Consider the following 17,033-nt stretch of genomic DNA (forward strand, 5'->3'; position numbering starts at 1 on the left):
TTACGCGCTTTCCTTTAATTGCAGACCACCATAAAACCGGTCAATTTCATCACGCACCAGATCCGGATCTGTCAGGCGGACCACCCGTTGACGGAACGTCTCTCCGCCCGGAATCCGGGCGCTGTACCAGCCAAGATGCTTGCGTGCATTGCGCATCCCCACATCGCCTCCATAGTGCGAGAGCAGCGCCTCATAATGTTCATGTAGCAGGCAACGCTGTTCTTCAAGATCGGGATCGGGGAGATGATGGCCAGAACGGAGATATTCCGCGACCTGCGCCACAAACCATGGGCGGCCGTAGCTGCCGCGGGCAATCATCACCCCATCGGCGCCGGACAGTTCCATCGCGGTTTTGGCATCCTCGACAGTTTGAATATCACCGTTCGCAATCACCGGCAGGGAAACGCTGTTCTTCACGTCACCAATATAACGCCAGTCGGCTGTTCCCTTGAAAAACTGGCAGCGTGTCCGGCCATGCACTGTCAGCATCCTGATGCCGACATCTTCGGCAATACGGGCCAGTTCGGGCGCGTTGCGGCTTTCTTCATCCCAGCCCGTCCGCATTTTGAGCGTCACCGGAATGCGAACAGCCTCCACGGTCGCCTTCAGGATTTTCGCGGCATGTGTCAAACTCCGCATCAGTGAGGAACCGGCCATGCCGGATGTCACCTTCTTCACCGGGCAGCCCATATTGATGTCAAGGATCCGCGCGCCCATATCTTCATTCAGCTTCGCCGCCTCAGCCATGATGTCGGGATCACAGCCCGCAAGTTGGACAGCCATCGGCTGGTCATCATCCCCTGCGCGGATAATACGTAAAGATCGCCGTGTCTCCGCCACCATTGCCTTGCTGGCAACCATTTCGGAAAAGACAAGCCCGGCCCCATAGCGCGCGACCAGGCGGCGGAAAGGAAGATCGGTTATTCCCGCCATTGGCGCAAGCAACACCGGTGGATCGATCTTTATGGAACCTAAAGTGATGACCATTTTTTAAGCAATAAATATTATGACTAATAAATAGGCAATATAACCAGCTCTTTACTGCACCGCAACAGTTTCATGCAACATCGTCAATTTTATTGAACCATCGGCCGCTGCGACCTATTGTCGGCGCATGACGAACATTGCCCTTATTGTCGCCGCCGGAAAAGGCGCCCGGACCGGCCTTGATACTCCCAAGCAATATATTGAAGTTGCAGGAAAAACCATATTGCGCCGGACGATTGAGGCGTTTCTGTCGCATCCCGGCATTGACCAGCTTCAGATCGTCATCGCAGAAGGCGACCGTACTCTTTATGACAAGGCGACGGAGGGCCTATCCCTTCTGCCTCCAATTACGGGCGGAGTGGAACGGCAGGATTCGGTTCGCGCCGGTCTGGAAAGCCTGTTGGAATCGCGGCCCCGCTTTGTCCTGATCCATGATGCCGCCCGCCCCTTTGTGAGTCATGATCTTATCAGCCGGACACTGGCAGCGCTGGAGAATGGAGCCGAGGCCGTCCTCCCTGCCCTCACGATTTCCGACAGCCTGAAAACCATTTCTGAACAACGAATTACCGGCGCCCTTGACCGCAACAGCATTGTTGCCGCGCAAACGCCACAGGGGTTTGCCTTTGCTCCCATCCTCGCCGCCCATCGCACCTTTGCAGGGGAGGCCCTGACAGATGACACGGCCGTTGCCGAACGCGCAGGCATAGAGATTTTGCGCATCGAAGGAGATACCGCCAATATCAAGGTGACGACGGCGGAGGATGTGGAACGGGCACGCCGCGCCTTTATCCACCCCCTCACCGACATACGCAACGGATTCGGCTTTGATGTGCACGCCTTCTGCGAAGGGGATGGCGTCTGGTTGGGCGGCATTCATATTCCCCATAATAAAGGCCTGAAAGGGCATTCGGATGCGGATGTCGCGCTTCATGCGCTGACCGATGCCCTGCTCGGCAGCATTGGCGATGGCGATATCGGCACTCACTTCCCGCCCTCCGACATGGAATGGAAAGGCGCCTCCTCCGATCGTTTCCTGAAACATGCTGCCGGATTGATTGCAAAACGGGGCGGCATGATTTCCCATGTGGATATCACCATTATCTGTGAAGCCCCGCGTATCGGCCCGTATCGCGCCGCCATGAGGACGCGGATTGGCGACATTCTGCGATTGGACGAGGAACGTATTTCCATCAAGGGCACGACAACGGAGAGGCTCGGCTTTACCGGCCGGGGCGAAGGGATTGCAGCCCAGGCCATCGCAACCGTGAGGCTGCCCGAATGAACGGCAAGCGAGCCCCCCTTCCCCTCTGGCATCCGGCCGTCATCCTTTCCACATGGTTCTGGAGCGGTCTCAGCCCGAAAGCGCCTGGCACCGTCGGCTCGCTTGCTGCGTTGCCCTTTGGTATTCTGATCTTTCACTTTTACGGCGCGCCGACACTCGGTGCGGCCTCACTCCTGCTCTTCTTCATCGGCTGGTGGAGCACGAAAATCTATCTCGACAAGACGGGCAAGAGTGATCCGGGCGAGGTGGTAATTGACGAGGTGGCGGGTATCTGGCTCGCCCTGCATGCGGCAGACCTGAGCCCGGTGATGATTATCATTACTTTTCTATTATTCCGTCTTCTTGACATTTGGAAGCCTTGGCCCATCGGCTGGCTGGACCGCAAGGTCAAGGGAGCATTCGGCGTTATGCTGGATGATTATGTGGCAGGGCTGATCGCCTCGGTCCTGCTGGTACTTATCAAAGGGGTTTATTATGGGAATTTTTGAGAGTGACATAGAAGCACTGGCAACCGATGTTCTGGCGAAATGCCGGGCAAAAAAATGGAAGCTGGCGACCGCTGAATCCTGCACCGGAGGTTTGATCGGTGGGGCGCTGACCGATATTGCCGGCTCATCCGATGTTTTTGACCGCGGGTTTGTCACCTACAGCAACAAGGCGAAGGCGCTTGTTCTCGGTGTAAATACGGAAACACTAAGGAGTGTGGGCGCCGTAGCGGAAGAAACGGCCCGCGAAATGGCGCTCGGGGCCGTCAATGTCTCGGGGACCGATATCGCAGTTGCCGTTACCGGGATCGCCGGACCCGGCAGCGCCGCCCCCGGAAAACCCGCTGGGCTTGTCCATCTTGCTGTCGCGACAAAAGAGGGCGGCGTCAAAGAGCATCGCAAAATGCTCTATGGTGACATCGGCCGTTCCGAGGTGCGTCTCGCCACCGTCAAAACAGCGCTTGAAATGCTAGACAAAGCTCTCAGCAACTAAGCCTGATCAAGCCCCCGTGCTGCCGGGACCATAAATTTCAGCGGCACGGGCCTCAAAGGCGGAAATCATGCGCGTCACCGCTTCGTTGAACAACATTCCGATGGTCTTTTGCAGGATCATGGAACGGAATTCGAAATCGACAAAAAAATCGATTTCGCATCCCTTTGGATGCGGCCGGAATTCCCAGTGGTTATTGAGATACCGGAAGGGTCCGTCCATATATTCCACATCGATGCGCATATTCTCTTCATCAAGCGTGACGCGACTGGTGAATTTTTCGCGAAACAGCTTGAAGCCGATCACCAGATCGGCGAGGACAATATTTTCCTGCCGTTCCTTGATCCGTGAACCGATACACCAGGGCAGAAATTCCTGATATTTATCAATGGCGGCGACCAGTTCGAACATCTCTTCCGGCTTGTAGGGAAGAACTCGCTTTTCGGCATGTGTTGGCATACTCTACTTGCTATCCGGCAGCTTATAGACGGGTTCGAGATACGTTTGCCCGCTCCCGCGCGGCTTTCAGCTTGGCAAAATCTTCTCCGGCATGATGGCTGGAGCGGGTCAGCGGCGAGGCGGACACCATCAGGAAGCCCTTCGCATAGGCCTGCTTTTCCAGAACAGCGAATTCATCCGGTGTCACAAAACGGTCAATGGCGTGATGTTTGACAGTCGGTTGCAGATACTGCCCGATGGTAATGAAGTCAATATTGGCGACACGCATGTCATCCATGACCTGCGACACCTCATCCTTCGTCTCGCCAAGCCCGACCATCAGGCCCGATTTGGTGAACATGTTGGGATCAAGCTCCTTCACCCGTTCCAGCAGGCGCAGCGAATGATAATAGCGCGCACCGGGCCGAACGGAGGTATAGAGTTTCGGCACCGTCTCCAGGTTATGATTGAAGACATCAGGCTTTGCCGCAACAACGACTTCTAGTGCCCCCGGCTTTTTAAGAAAATCCGGCGTCAATATTTCAATCGTCGTCTCTGGCGCTGCTTCGCGGATTGCCTGAATCACCTCTGCGAAATGCTGCGCCCCGCCGTCCTTGAGATCGTCCCGATCCACGGAGGTGATCACCACATGGTTCAGCCCCATGGTCTTGACGGCGGTCGCCACATTGAACGGCTCGAACGGATCAAGAGGGTTGGGTTTTCCCGTCGAGACATTGCAGAAGGCACAGGCCCGCGTGCAAATCTCGCCCATGATCATCATGGTCGCGTGCTTTTTCGCCCAGCATTCCCCGATGTTGGGGCAAGCCGCTTCCTCACACACCGTGGTAAGGTTAAGGCCGCGCATCAACTCCCGCGTCTCGTGATAGGTTTTCGAGACAGGCGCCTTCACCCGTATCCAGCTTGGTTTGCGCTGGATCGGATTATCCGGGCGGTTCATCTTTTCCGGATGGCGTACGCGTTTGACCGGCGTTATCTCGTTCATCATCTCGCCTTCAATCGTCTCGAATGAGAAACTCTCTTCCTTATACCCTAGAAATGGATTGCTTTACCATAGGCGTCAAGGACGGATTCATGCATCATTTCCGAAAGGGTCGGATGCGGAAATACCGTATGCATCAAATCCAGCTCTGTTGTTTCAAGCTGCCGGGCAATGCCGTAGCCCTGAATAAGCTCAGTCACCTCTGCGCCAACCATATGCGCCCCCAGCATTTCACCGGTTTTGGCATCAAATATCGTCTTGATCAAGCCTTCCGGTTCTCCAAGCGCGATAGCTTTGCCATTGCCGATGAAGGGGAAACGGCCCACTTTGATCTCATAGCCTTTTTCCTTCGCCGCCGCTTCCGTCATACCGACAGAGGCCACCTGCGGATGGCAATAGGTGCAGCCCGGAATATTGCCCGTATCAAGAGGATGGACATCCTTTTCCCCGGCAATTTTTTCAACGCAGATCACCCCTTCATGGGAGGCCTTATGCGCCAGCCAGGGCGGGCCGGTCAGATCGCCAATCGCATAAACGCCAGGCTCTGCGGTGCGGGAGTATTCATCCACCACCACATGGGTCTTCTCAACCTTCACCTTGGTGCCCTCAAGGCCGATATTCTCCACATTGCCGACAATGCCGACAGCGAGGATCACCCGGTCAAAAGTATCACTCGAGGTCTTGTCCTTTTTATCCTTGAAGGTAGCCGTTACCTTGCCGCCAGATTTCTTCAGATCGGAAACAGTCGTTCCCTTACGGATCGTCATGCCCTGCTTTTTGAAAGACTTTTCGGCAAATGCGGAAATCTCTTCATCCTCAACGGGCAGAATGCGGTCCATCACCTCAACAACCGTCACATCAGCCCCCAGAGCATTGAAGAAGCTGGCGAACTCAATTCCAATAGCGCCGGAGCCTACAACCAGCAGCTTCTTCGGCATGACATCCGGCACCAGCGCTTCCTTATAGGTCCAGATCAGCTTGCCATCCGGCTCAAGTCCCGGCAGGGTCCGCGCCCGCGCGCCGGTGGCGAGGATGATATGCTGCGCCGTGACGGTGGAAACGGCCTTGCCGTCCTTCGTGACCTCCACCTTGCCTTTCCCGGCAAGCTTGCCATGGCCATCGATGACCGTCACCTTGTTCTTTTTCAGCAGATGCTGCACTCCGCCGGAAAGCTGCCCCGCCACCTGACGGGAGCGAGCGACGGTTTTCTTGAGATCAACCGAAGCCCCTTCCACCTTGATGCCAAAGGTATCGGCGTGTTTGATCAGGGTGTAGATATCCGCGGTCCGAAGCAGCGCCTTGGTCGGGATACAGCCCCAATTAAGACAGATTCCCCCCAGATGCTCGCGTTCGATGATCGCGGTTTTCATGCCGAGCTGGGCCGAGCGGATCGCCGCCACATAGCCTCCGGGACCGGAACCAACGACGACCAGATCAAATTTCGACTCACTCATAACCCGTCTCCTACTCTACAGCATCATTGTCAACGGCTCTTCTATATAGCCTTTGAAATGTTTGAGCAATTCCGCTCCGAGCGCACCATCGATAACCCGATGGTCACAGGAGAGAGTTACACTCATCTGGGTCGCCATGGCAAGGGCCCCCTCCCGGACGACAGGGCGCATTTCCCCTGCTCCCACGGCGAGAATGGCAGCCTGCGGCGGATTGATAACGGCGGAAAATTCCCGGATACCATACATGCCGAGATTGGAGAGGGAGAAACAGCCCCCCTGATATTCTTCCGGTTTCAGCTTTCCGGCCTTTGCCTTATCCGCCAGTTCCTTCATTTCATTTGAAATCGTGGCGAGGCCCTTCTGATCGGCCTTGCGGACAACCGGCGTGATCAGCCCGCCGTCAATGGCCACGGCAACGGAAATATCCACATCCTTATATTGCAGTATTTTATCGCCGCCCCAGCAGGCATTGGCTGTCGGCACCTTGCGCAGCGCAAGGGCGGAGGCACGGATCACAAAATCATTCACCGATATTTTATACTCATCGGAACGGGCATTCAGCTCTTTGCGCATTGCCAGCAGCTTGTCCAGCTCACAATCAATGGTTAGATAGAAATGCGGAATGGTCTGCTTCGCCTCCGAAAGGCGGCGGGCAATTGTCTTGCGCATGCTGGTAAGGGGAATTTCCTCATATTCCCCGGCGGGCGGCGGCGTTACCGACTGCGGTGCTGCGGTTTGTGCGGCCGCAGCATCCTTTGATGCGGTTTCGGCCTTGGCGCCGCCAGAGGCTATGGCCTTTTCAACATCCGCCTTGATGATCCGTCCGTGCGGGCCGCTCCCTTTGATCGCCTTGAGATCAAGGCCTTCATCCGCGGCTATACGACGGGCAAGTGGGCTGGAGAAGATACGCTCGCCCTCCTTCGTAACTGGGGCCGGGCCGCTGCTTCCCTTGACTTCGGCGGCCTCAGTGGTGCCCGCCTTTTCCAGCTCGGCTTCATCCACTTTCTTTTTCGGTGTCTCGTCTTTCTTCGAAGAGTCTCCGGATTTATTTTTCTTAGATTCCGGAGCTGATCCCGCGTCGTAACCCTCAAGGGCGGAGGCATCCTCCCCCTCTTCCAGCAGGATTGCGATGGGCGTATTGACGGCAACATTTTCAGTGCCGCCCTCAACAAGGATCTTGCCAAGGGTGCCCTCATCAACGGCTTCCACCTCCATCGTCGCCTTGTCCGTCTCGATTTCAGCGAGCACATCCCCGGCGGTGACGGTATCGCCCTCCTTTATCTGCCAGTTGGCAAGCTTGCCCTCTGTCATGGTCGGCGAGAGGGCGGGCATTGTAATGGTAATCGGCATTGTCGCCCTCCTTAATCGCGATAACAGACGGCTTTTGCCGCTTCGGCCACTTCCGCCGCGCTCGGCAAGGCCAGTTTTTCAAGATTGGCCGCATAGGGCATGGGCACATCCTTGCCTGTAATCCGCAGCACAGGCGCATCCAGATAATCAAAGGCATGTTGCATGATCTGCGCCGAGATTTCGGCCCCGATACCGCTTTGCGGCCACCCCTCCTCCACCGTGATACAGCGGTTGGTCTTGCGGACGGAGGCCAGAACCGTGTCCATATCCATCGGCCGGATGGTGCGAAGATCAATGACCTCTGCCTCAATTCCTTCTTCCGCAAGCTTTTCCGCCGCCTCCAGTGAATAGCGCATGCCCATGCCAAACGACACAATGGTTACGTCATCACCCGGCCGCGCGATTTTCGCCTTACCGATGGGCAGCACGAAATCATCCAGTACGGGCACCTCGAAACTCTGCCCATAGAGAATTTCATTTTCCAGGAAGATGACCGGATTGGAATTGCGGATAGCGGCCTTCAGCAAGCCCTTCGCATCCGCCGCCGAATGAGGNGCAATGACGATCAACCCCGGCACATGGGAATACCAGGCGGCNTAGCATTGNGAATGTTGCGCCGCAACGCGCGATGCCGCGCCGTTCGGCCCGCGAAAGACAATTGGAGCCGACATCTGNCCGCCGGACATATAGCGTGTCTTGGCGGCGGAGTTGACAATCTGGTCAATGGCCTGCATGGCNAANTTGAAGGTCATNAANTCGACAATCGGCCGCAACCCATGAAAGGCCGCCCCNACGCCGACACCGGCNAAGCCATGCTCGGTAATTGGCGTATCTATGACCCGCCGCGCGCCGAANTCATCGAGCAGCCCCTGCGTCACCTTATAGGCGCCCTGATATTCGGCGACTTCCTCACCCATGACAAAGACGCGATCGTCTTTACGCATTTCCTCNGCCATGGCATCACGAAGCGCTTCACGCACCGTCATNTTGACCATTTCCGTGCCCGCCGGGATTTCACCACTCGCATCATANGCTTCATGCGGCTCTTCGCTGCTGANACGGACGACATCGGCCTTNGCCTGCTGNTCCGCCTCCGCCGCGTCNTCATCTTCATCNGCGTCTCCAGAAGCNCGTGCCGGAGCGGCAGATGGNGTGAAATCCTCCAGATCGTCCGCGCTCTCCCCCTCTTCCAGNAGCAGGGCGATAGGCGTGTTCACGGCAACATTNTCGGTTTCACCCNCGATCANTATCTTNCCGATTGTCCCCTCNTCCACGGCTTCCACTTCCATTGTNGCCTTGTCCGTTTCGATTTCGGCAAGGACATCGCCGGAACTGACCGTATCCCCTTCCTTGACCAGCCAGCGGGCCAGNTTGCCTTCGGTCATGGTCGGCGACAGNGCCGGCATCAAAATTTCAGTTGGCATCTATTCTGTCCTCTCAANCTGATCGGCNCTCAGGCCACAACATCCGTATAAAGCTCTTCCGGCTGCGGCTCCGGACTNTTCTGNGCNAANTCGACCGCATCGGCGATGATCGCCTTGATCTTGCGATCNACTTCTTTGAGCTCATCCTCCGTATTCACCTTTTTATCCAGCATATNCTGGCGCAAATGGTCTATGGGGTCATGCTCGGCCCGCTTTTTGTTGACCTCTTCCTTNGAGCGNTATTTCGCCGGATCGGACATGGAATGGCCACGNTAGCGNTANGTNTTCATCTCAAGGATATAGGGNCCCTTGCCGNTNCTCACCCANTCGACGGCCTTACGNCCNGCCTCGGCNACGGCGAAGANATCCATGCCGTCCACCTGCTCTCCNGGNACATTGAAGCTTTCGCCGCGNCGGTANAGNTCNGTCTGGGCGGAGGAGCGTTTGACCGATGTNCCCATGGCATATTCATTATTCTCGATNACATANACAACCGGCAGNTTCCANANNTCNGCCATGTTGAANGCCTCATAAACCTGCCCCTGATTGACGGTGCCATCGCCCATNTAGCACAGGGTGANNTTTTTCGTATCCTGATACTTCTGGCTGAANGCNAGNCCCGTNCCNAGCGGNACNCANGCGCCNACNATCCCGTGGCCGCCAAAGAAGTTCGCCTCCCGCGAGAACATATGCATGGANCCGCCCTTGCCCTTGGAATAGCCGCCCTCGCGCCCGGTAAGTTCGGCCATGACCCCTTTCGGATCCATGCCGCAGGCNAGCATATGTCCATGATCGCGATAAGATGTAATGACNGCNTCATCNTCCGTAATNGCCGATTTCATNCCGACCACAACNGCNTCCTGACCAATATAAAGATGGCANAANCCNCCGATCAGGCCCATGCCGTANATCTGNCCCGCCTTCTCTTCAAAGCGGCGGATCAGCAACATATCCCAATAAAATTTGCGGATNTCNTCCTGCGAAATTTTAGAGGCGGACTTGCGTCCNTCTGTCGCNTGTTTCTTGGTGCTGGCGGTGGCGGATTTNGTCCGGCTCGCGGCTTGTCGTGCCATGATATCTCCCGTTCAATGTGANGATCAGGGCATCCCTGCGGCCCTGAAACCAATGCAATATTTAACTTGAAATGTGGAGGACTGTACTGCTTTAGACAAGCAGATTTTATTATTTAACNANTAACAAGTTAATTGCTGCAANTGCGAGCAANANANNNAATATTTAACCTNANATNGAGTTAAATATTAANTGAAGAAAGAAACNTNNTGCCCGACCTCTNNTTCACGCAACAAATGCCCGCCGAGGGACANNCATAAGACAGAAAAAATCAACAAACGGAAAAAGCCGTTANTTGCGGTATATGACAATCTCGTCCGGATGCGCCAGACCNAGGACNTCCCGGCTNCGNTCNTCCAGCATATCNANATCCAGATTCTCGGGNCGGAGCANATCTACCCGNTTNTCNAGGGTCTGCTTNTCCTGTTCCGTGATGCGATAGACATCTTCCGCCCGCTCNATATCATGCTGNANTTTGAGATAGGCNAACAGCCCCCGATCNCCNTCGATCAGNTGNTAGCTGAAATAGGCGACCGCAAGAATNCCGAGGATCGGTCCGATCCCTGCTTTTGCGCGCTTTTTTATCTCGTGGCTGACGGTCATGGCGCCAGTGAATCAAATAGACCTGACCAGGTCAACCGTAAACTGATCCGGCTTCAAAAATAGTTACAAATCACCTGAAAGAGTAGCATAAATCGTGGAAAAGCCATTATTTTGGTTACGCTACAGTTATGCATATACGCCCTTTGAAAACAGTTTGCCTTCCCTTTCCCGTCGTTTTTTGAGAACGCTTGAAACTTCTTTACCGCTTCCCAGATGAGCCCAGCGGACAAAATCTGCGATGATCCCTTTCTTCTCTCCCGCATAAACCCAGCGGTTCATCTCATCCGGCACAGCCGATGTGTCGCCTGCATTCAGCTTTTTTAAAAGCGTCGAACTGCGAAACGCCCCATCTCCCACATTAAAGGTAAAAGACACCAGCGCATCGAACTGCGCCTGATTTAAGGGCACCTTAACGGAAGAGCTCACTGCCGTGACCGCCCAGCCAATATCCTTGGAGAAATAGCTGTCGGCCTCCGCCTGCGATATCTGTTGTCCACTGTGGACATCGCCGCCGGTATGCCCATAGCCTATGGTCAGTACTCCGGCACTGTCCAGATAGGCATCGAGGCGCAGCCCTTCCATGCTTTTGATAAAATCCGCCCCTTCTTTCGATAGCTGATGTGTCATGTGAATTCTCCTCATCTTGAATATCCCGCTAAAGATGTGGTGAGAAGATTTTATTTCAATATATAGTTGTTTTAATTTCAGCAAAAAACACGCTTAAATGAAGAGTTTTCTGTCAAACATGATAGCGTCGAAACATCAGGCGGCGCGCTGCGCCAGCAGAACAGAACGGCCGTGACAGCCGGGATCTTCGGCTACAAAATCGAGTAATGCCATCCCTGCTCTGTCAAGAAGCAGCCCATATTCGTCGATAGAAAGGCTGGCGTGGTAGACAGGGTCGTCGCCAACATGCCCGCCCACCTCCCCGTCTCCCGGGCCGACAGTCAGCATCAACAGCCCGCCCGGGCGTAAATGCCCCGCCATACGGGGCAGCAAAGCCCTCTGTTCATCCCCCGTCAGGTGGAAGAAGCTGTCCCAGCCAAGAATGCCATCAAATCGCTCCGTGAGATCAAGGGCCCGCATATCCGCTACACGCCAGTCGCCTTTCGGATAACGCGTGCGGGCAAGATGGATCATGGCGCTTGAGGCATCCAGTCCCGTAACCCGTGCCTTGCACCTTATGAGATAGGCGGCAATGGGCTCCGCCGAACCGCAGCCGAGATCGAGAATAGCAGGGTGTTCAGGAAGGAGCGAGAGAAACCGATCAAGCCAGCCCCTCTCGAACAGGGATTTATCACGCAGCGTATCGAAAATTTCCGCGCTGCGTTCATAGACTTCCTGTGTTTTTAGGGCGAGCGCCGCAAGATCGGTCGTCTCGCCCGTCACGGGACTTATCCCTTCAGGATGCTGCGGCCGGCATATTCGGCGGCATCGCCCAATTCCTGCTCAATACGGATAAGCTGGTTGTATTTCGCGAGCCGGTCGGACCGGCTGAGGCTGCCTGTCTTGATCTGGCCGCAGTTGGTGGCAACAGCAAGATCGGCGATCGTGGAGTCCTCCGTCTCGCCGGAGCGATGCGACATCACAGCCGTGTAGCGGGCCTTATGCGCCATTTCCACTGCTTCCAGCGTTTCCGTGAGGGAGCCGATCTGATTGACCTTCACGAGGATCGAGTTGGCAACACCCTTCGTGATACCGTCCCTGAGCCGTTTCGGGTTAGTCACAAACAGGTCATCGCCGACAAGCTGGACGCGGTTGCCGATTTTGTCCGTCAGCAGCTTCCAGCCTTGCCAGTCATCTTCGCTCATCCCGTCTTCGATGGAGATGATCGGATAATCGCCAACCAGCGCGGCGTAATAATCGACCATTTCTCCGGCTTCCAGCACCTTACCTTCCCCTTTGAGATGATATTTCCCATCCCTGAAGAACTCGGTCGAGGCCGCATCAAGAGCGAGATAGACATCCTCTCCCGGCTTATAGCCTGCGCCTTCAATGGATTTCATGATAAAATCAAGGGCATCACGGGTGCTGGCGATATTCGGGGCAAAGCCGCCCTCATCGCCGACATTGGTGTTGTGACCGGCCTTGGAAAGTTCTTTTTTCAAGGTCTGGAAGACCTCCGATCCCATGCGAATAGCATCCGCGCATGTCGCCGCGGAAACCGGCATGATCATGAATTCCTGAATATCAATAGGGTTATCGGCATGTTCGCCGCCATTGATGATGTTCATCATCGGCACCGGCAGCGTGCGGGCCGACGCACCGCCGACATAGCGGTAAAGCGGCAGACCACTGTCTTCCGCCGCAGCGCGGGCAAGAGCGAGGCTGACTCCAAGGATCGCATTGGCGCCAAGACGGCCCTTGTTCTCGGTCCCGTCGAGCGCGATCATCGCCCGGTCGAGCGCAATCTGGTCATCCGCATCGCGACCAGAGAGAATATCAAAAATCTCGCCGTTCACGGACTCAACTGCCTTCAGAACACCTTTACCGCCATAACGGCTCGCATCGCCATCCCGCAGCTCGACCGCTTCATGTGCGCCGGTTGACGCGCCGGAGGGAACCATGGCCCGGCCAAACGCGCCGCTTTCCAGAATAACGTCGACCTCAACTGTCGGATTACCGCGACTGTCCAGAATTTCACGACCGATAATATCAATAATTGCACTCATCAAAGCTATTCCCGTCTGTTTCTAAAAATTCTTTGCCAGGTGATCAAATTTCTGAAGCGTGGTGAGCAGCCCCTCCATTTGATCAATGGGTACCATGTTCGGTCCGTCGGAAGGGGCATTGTCCGGATCCTGATGAGTTTCCATGAACACCATCGCCACCCCCACGGCGACGGCGGCCCGCGCGAGGATGGGTACAAATTCCCGCTGCCCGCCCGACGATGTTCCCTGCCCGCCCGGCTGCTGGACGGAATGGGTGGCGTCAAAGACGATGGGCTGGCCGGTCTGTTCCGCCATGATGGCGAGGCTGCGCATATCGGAGACCAGCGTATTATAACCGAAGCTCGCGCCGCGTTCAGTGAGCAATATGCGGTTATTGCCGCTATTTATAAGCTTGTCGGCGACATTTTTCATGTCCCAGGGGGCAAGAAACTGCCCCTTCTTGACATTGATCACCTTACCGGTTTTTGCAGCGGCGATGAGCAGGTCTGTCTGACGGCAAAGAAAGGCCGGAATCTGAAGAACATCCACCGCATCACCGAGGGCGGCGCAATGCTCCGGCAGATGCACATCCGTCAGGACGGGAATGCCGAATTCACTCCTGATCCGTTCGAACACCGGGATCGCCCCGTCGAGACCAAGTCCCCGCTCCGCCGACAGGGACGTGCGGTTGGCCTTGTCAAAGGAGGTTTTATAGACAAGCCCCATGCCGAGCTTCTGCGTCATCTCATAAAGACGACCGGCCATGTCCATCGCATGGATCATGCTTTCCATCTGACAGGGTCCGGCAATCAGCGCGAGCGGTAAATCATTGCCGACAGTAAGATTGCCGATTTGAACGTGATGCGTTTCAACCATTTTTAAACCAGCCTTGACTGTTTGACCGCCGCCTCGATAAAGCTTTCAAAAAGCGGGTGCGGCGCGAAGGGCTTCGATTTTAACTCAGGATGGAACTGAACGCCAATAAACCAGGGATGATCGGTGATTTCGACAATTTCAGGCAGGTCGCCATCGGGCGACAGGCCGGAAAATTTATAGCCCACCTTTTCCAGCACATCTTTATAGGCGATATTCACCTCGTAACGGTGACGGTGACGTTCATCAACCCGATCCGCGCCATAAATTTCCGCAACATGGGAACCCGGAACAAGATTACAGGGATAGGAGCCAAGCCGCATGGTGCCACCAAGATCGTCTCCTTCCCGGCGCACTTCCGTCTTGTTGCCGCGTGTCCATTCCGTCATCAGCCCGACCACATTGGGATCGTAATGGCCAAATTCGGATGTGCCGGCTTTCGGCAAACCGGCGAGGTGGCGGCAGCCTTCAATCACCGCCATCTGCATACCAAAACAAATACCGAAATAGGGAATTTTCGCTTCGCGCGCATATTGCACTGCCCTGATCTTGCCTTCGGCCCCTCGCTCGCCAAAGCCGCCGGGAACCAGAATGGCGTGGGCTTCCCCGATCACCGCCGCGGGAGAGGTTTCGGCATTTTCAAACTGTTCCGATTCCACCCATTTGACATTAACCCGCACATTATTGGCGATACCGCCGTGGATCAGGGATTCATTGAGAGATTTATAGGCGTCCTGCAATTCGATATATTTGCCGACAACGGCGACATTCACCTCGCCTTCCGGATGCAGCACCCGGTTCACGATATTATGCCAGACGGACAAATCCGGCTTCGGTGCATCGTTAATGCCGAAAGCTTTCAAGACCTGTTCGTCAAAGCCTTCCTCATGATAGCTGAGAGGTACTTCATAGATGGTCTTGACGTCCAGCGCCTGAATGACCGCCTCTTCTGGAACATTGCAGAACAGGCCAATCTTGCGCCGTTGACCCTGGGGAATCGGCTGCTCGCTCCGGCAGAGGAGAATATCGGGCTGGATACCGATGGAGCGTAATTCTTTCACCGAATGCTGCGTCGGCTTGGTTTTCAGTTCCTTTGCGGCGGCAATATAGGGCAGCAGCGTCAGATGAATGAAAACGGCGTTGTCCCGCAGTTCATAGCCAAGCTGGCGGATGGCTTCGAGAAACGGCAGCCCTTCGATATCGCCAACGGTGCCGCCAATCTCGACAAGGACGAAATCCTCATCTTCCAGATTGGCCGTCGCAAATTCCTTGATGGCATTGGTGATATGCGGAATGACCTGCACCGTGCCGCCAAGATAGTCGCCGCGGCGTTCCTTGCGGATAACTGTCTGGTAGATGCGTCCCGTTGTGACGTTATCCGTCTGGCGGGAGGGAACGCCGGTGAAACGTTCATAATGACCAAGATCGAGATCCGTCTCCGCCCCGTCATCGGTGACATAGCATTCGCCATGTTCATACGGGTTCATGGTGCCGGGATCGACATTGATATAGGGATCCAGCTTGCGCATTCTCACCTTGAAGCCGCGCGCTTGCAGGAGGGATGCGAGCGCCGCCCCTGCGAGACCCTTGCCAAGTGAGGAAACCACACCACCGGTAATGAAAATGAACCGAGCCATGGAGCTACGTTATAACCAATTCTGTAAACGACGTGAAGTAAAAGAGGCGGCCATTTCGCCGCCTCTGAATTTTTTCGGGAATGATACCGCTTATTGCGACAGCGGCGCCGACGGTTCGGCCGGAGCAGTGGGGGCCGTCGGCACCTCACTTCCACTCGTCGGAGCTGCCGTCGACGGCACATCGAGAATTGAGGTCGGTTCGGTATGGGTGCCGCTGACAAAAGCGAGCATAATGCTCGTCAACATGAAAGCTGCCGCCAGCCCGGCCGTCGTCCGGGTCAGGAAGTTGGCCGCCCCACGCGTTGTCATGGTACCGCCGCTGCCGCCAATGCCAAGCGCGCCACCTTCCGAGCGCTGCAACAGCACAACACCGACAATAGCAACCGCAATGACAATATGAATGACCAGAAGGACAGTTTCCATTCTCTTCAATCCTGAATTACCGGGCGGAAATCGCCGCCATAGACAAATATAGACCGGCTTCTACACCAAAGCCGGACTGAATGCTAGTCACTTTCCGGGCGATTTTTAGATCGATGTTTCAACGATCGGCCAGAAATCAGCCGCTTTGAGACTCGCCCCGCCCACCAGCGCACCATCCACATTCTCGACGGCCATAAGCTCTGCCGCATTGCTGCCCTTGACGGATCCGCCATAGAGAACGCGAACAGCGGCCGAATCATGCATAAGGGTGCCCAACTCTTTCCGGATATGGGCATGGACCGCTGCCACATCCAGTGGGGTGGGCGTTTTTCCGGTGCCGATGGCCCAGACCGGTTCATAGGCGATAACCGTATTGGCCGCTGTTGCCCCGGCGGGCAAAGAGTTTTTCACCTGATCACTGATAATATCGAGGGTCCTGTCCGCCTCCCGCTCCGCCAGTGTTTCCCCGACGCAGACAATGGCGACAAGTCCCGCCCGGAGGGCCGCCTCCGCTTTTGCTTTAACAGTGGCATTACTTTCATTGTGATCGGCGCGCCGCTCCGAATGGCCGACGATGCAGTGACTGCCGCCCGCATCCTTGATCATTTCTGCGGCGATATCACCGGTATGGGCGCCACTTTCTGCCGCATGGCAATCCTGTCCGCCAATGGCGACGGAACTGCCCTTGGCCAGATCGGCCATCTTCGAGATCAGAGTTGCCGGCGGGCAGATCAATATATCGCAGGCCGGGTTATCTTTCTCTTTTGACAGGCGAACCAGTTCGATGAATTCGCCGGTGGCGGCTGCCAGACCGTTCATTTTCCAGTTTCCGGCAATCAGCGGGCGTCTTTGCTGTGACATCTTC

General features: G+C 55.6%; 17 protein-coding genes. 3 read left to right on the forward strand and 14 right to left on the reverse strand.

What is annotated here, in order from left to right; all coding sequences use genetic code 11:
- Positions 1–987, reverse strand: coding sequence for a tRNA dihydrouridine synthase DusB (dusB, locus tag CMN55_RS10895; RefSeq protein WP_293949833.1), 987 nt, complete (start codon positions 985–987; stop codon positions 1–3).
- Between the two features lie 127 nt (positions 988–1,114).
- Here dusB and CMN55_RS10900 point away from each other — a divergent pair, with 127 nt between their 5' ends.
- Genes CMN55_RS10900 through CMN55_RS10910 form a run of 3 tightly spaced genes read left to right on the forward strand, consistent with a single transcriptional unit; the run spans position 1,115 to position 3,247 of the window.
- Positions 1,115–2,269: a bifunctional 2-C-methyl-D-erythritol 4-phosphate cytidylyltransferase/2-C-methyl-D-erythritol 2,4-cyclodiphosphate synthase gene (locus CMN55_RS10900; protein ID WP_293949834.1), complete on the forward strand. Its 1,155-nt coding sequence runs from the start codon at positions 1,115–1,117 to the stop codon at positions 2,267–2,269.
- Positions 2,266–2,757, forward strand: a complete 492-nt coding sequence (locus CMN55_RS10905) for a phosphatidylglycerophosphatase A family protein (RefSeq protein ID WP_293949835.1) — start codon at positions 2,266–2,268, stop codon at positions 2,755–2,757. Before CMN55_RS10900 ends, CMN55_RS10905 begins: the two co-directional genes overlap by 4 nt.
- On the forward strand, positions 2,744–3,247 hold the full coding sequence (locus CMN55_RS10910) for a CinA family protein (protein ID WP_293949836.1): 504 nt from the start codon (positions 2,744–2,746) through the stop codon (positions 3,245–3,247). Before CMN55_RS10905 ends, CMN55_RS10910 begins: the two co-directional genes overlap by 14 nt.
- Positions 3,248–3,253: 6 nt before the next feature.
- On the opposite strand, the gene CMN55_RS10915 is transcribed toward CMN55_RS10910, so the two are convergent.
- The 13 genes from CMN55_RS10915 to tpiA all read right to left on the reverse strand — a co-directional run bounded on the left by CMN55_RS10915 (position 3,254) and on the right by tpiA (position 17,029).
- Entirely contained in the window at positions 3,254–3,703 is a 450-nt protein-coding gene (locus CMN55_RS10915) for a type II toxin-antitoxin system RatA family toxin (protein WP_293949837.1), read from the reverse strand.
- A gap of 22 nt (positions 3,704–3,725) precedes the next feature.
- Complete coding sequence (gene lipA / locus CMN55_RS10920; protein WP_293949838.1) at positions 3,726–4,688, reverse strand: lipoyl synthase; 963 nt, start codon at positions 4,686–4,688, stop codon at positions 3,726–3,728.
- A gap of 44 nt (positions 4,689–4,732) precedes the next feature.
- Positions 4,733–6,136 carry a dihydrolipoyl dehydrogenase gene (gene lpdA, locus CMN55_RS10925; protein WP_293949839.1) on the reverse strand — a complete coding sequence of 468 codons (1,404 nt, stop codon included), beginning with the start codon at positions 6,134–6,136 and terminating at the stop codon, positions 4,733–4,735.
- A 15-nt stretch (positions 6,137–6,151) separates the two neighbouring features.
- On the reverse strand, positions 6,152–7,486 hold the full coding sequence (locus CMN55_RS10930; RefSeq protein ID WP_293949840.1) for a pyruvate dehydrogenase complex dihydrolipoamide acetyltransferase: 1,335 nt from the start codon (positions 7,484–7,486) through the stop codon (positions 6,152–6,154).
- 11 nt (positions 7,487–7,497) lie between these two features.
- On the reverse strand, positions 7,498–8,910 hold the full coding sequence (locus CMN55_RS10935; protein WP_293949841.1) for a pyruvate dehydrogenase complex E1 component subunit beta: 1,413 nt from the start codon (positions 8,908–8,910) through the stop codon (positions 7,498–7,500).
- A gap of 29 nt (positions 8,911–8,939) precedes the next feature.
- Positions 8,940–9,983 (reverse strand): pyruvate dehydrogenase (acetyl-transferring) E1 component subunit alpha, encoded by a 1,044-nt coding sequence (gene pdhA / locus CMN55_RS10940; protein ID WP_293949842.1) that lies wholly within the window; start codon positions 9,981–9,983, stop codon positions 8,940–8,942.
- A 727-nt stretch (positions 9,984–10,710) separates the two neighbouring features.
- Positions 10,711–11,295, reverse strand: a complete 585-nt coding sequence (locus CMN55_RS10945; protein WP_293949843.1) for a lysozyme — start codon at positions 11,293–11,295, stop codon at positions 10,711–10,713.
- A gap of 51 nt (positions 11,296–11,346) precedes the next feature.
- The gene (locus CMN55_RS10950) at positions 11,347–11,973 is read right to left on the reverse strand and encodes a class I SAM-dependent methyltransferase (protein WP_293949844.1); all 627 of its coding nucleotides are present in this window, start codon (positions 11,971–11,973) and stop codon (positions 11,347–11,349) included.
- Positions 11,974–11,978: 5 nt separating this feature from the next.
- Positions 11,979–13,256, reverse strand: coding sequence for a phosphopyruvate hydratase (gene eno / locus CMN55_RS10955; protein WP_293949845.1), 1,278 nt, complete (start codon positions 13,254–13,256; stop codon positions 11,979–11,981).
- 21 nt (positions 13,257–13,277) lie between these two features.
- The gene (gene kdsA / locus CMN55_RS10960) at positions 13,278–14,111 is read right to left on the reverse strand and encodes a 3-deoxy-8-phosphooctulonate synthase (RefSeq protein WP_293949846.1); all 834 of its coding nucleotides are present in this window, start codon (positions 14,109–14,111) and stop codon (positions 13,278–13,280) included.
- A 2-nt stretch (positions 14,112–14,113) separates the two neighbouring features.
- The gene (locus tag CMN55_RS10965) at positions 14,114–15,745 is read right to left on the reverse strand and encodes a CTP synthase (RefSeq protein ID WP_293949847.1); all 1,632 of its coding nucleotides are present in this window, start codon (positions 15,743–15,745) and stop codon (positions 14,114–14,116) included.
- Between the two features lie 90 nt (positions 15,746–15,835).
- On the reverse strand, positions 15,836–16,168 hold the full coding sequence (gene secG / locus CMN55_RS10970) for a preprotein translocase subunit SecG (protein WP_293949848.1): 333 nt from the start codon (positions 16,166–16,168) through the stop codon (positions 15,836–15,838).
- Between the two features lie 105 nt (positions 16,169–16,273).
- Entirely contained in the window at positions 16,274–17,029 is a 756-nt protein-coding gene (gene tpiA / locus CMN55_RS10975; protein ID WP_293949849.1) for a triose-phosphate isomerase, read from the reverse strand.
- Positions 17,030–17,033: the final 4 nt, after the last annotated feature.

This window comes from Sneathiella sp. (assembly GCF_002694385.1).
GTDB lineage: Bacteria > Pseudomonadota > Alphaproteobacteria > Sneathiellales > Sneathiellaceae > Sneathiella.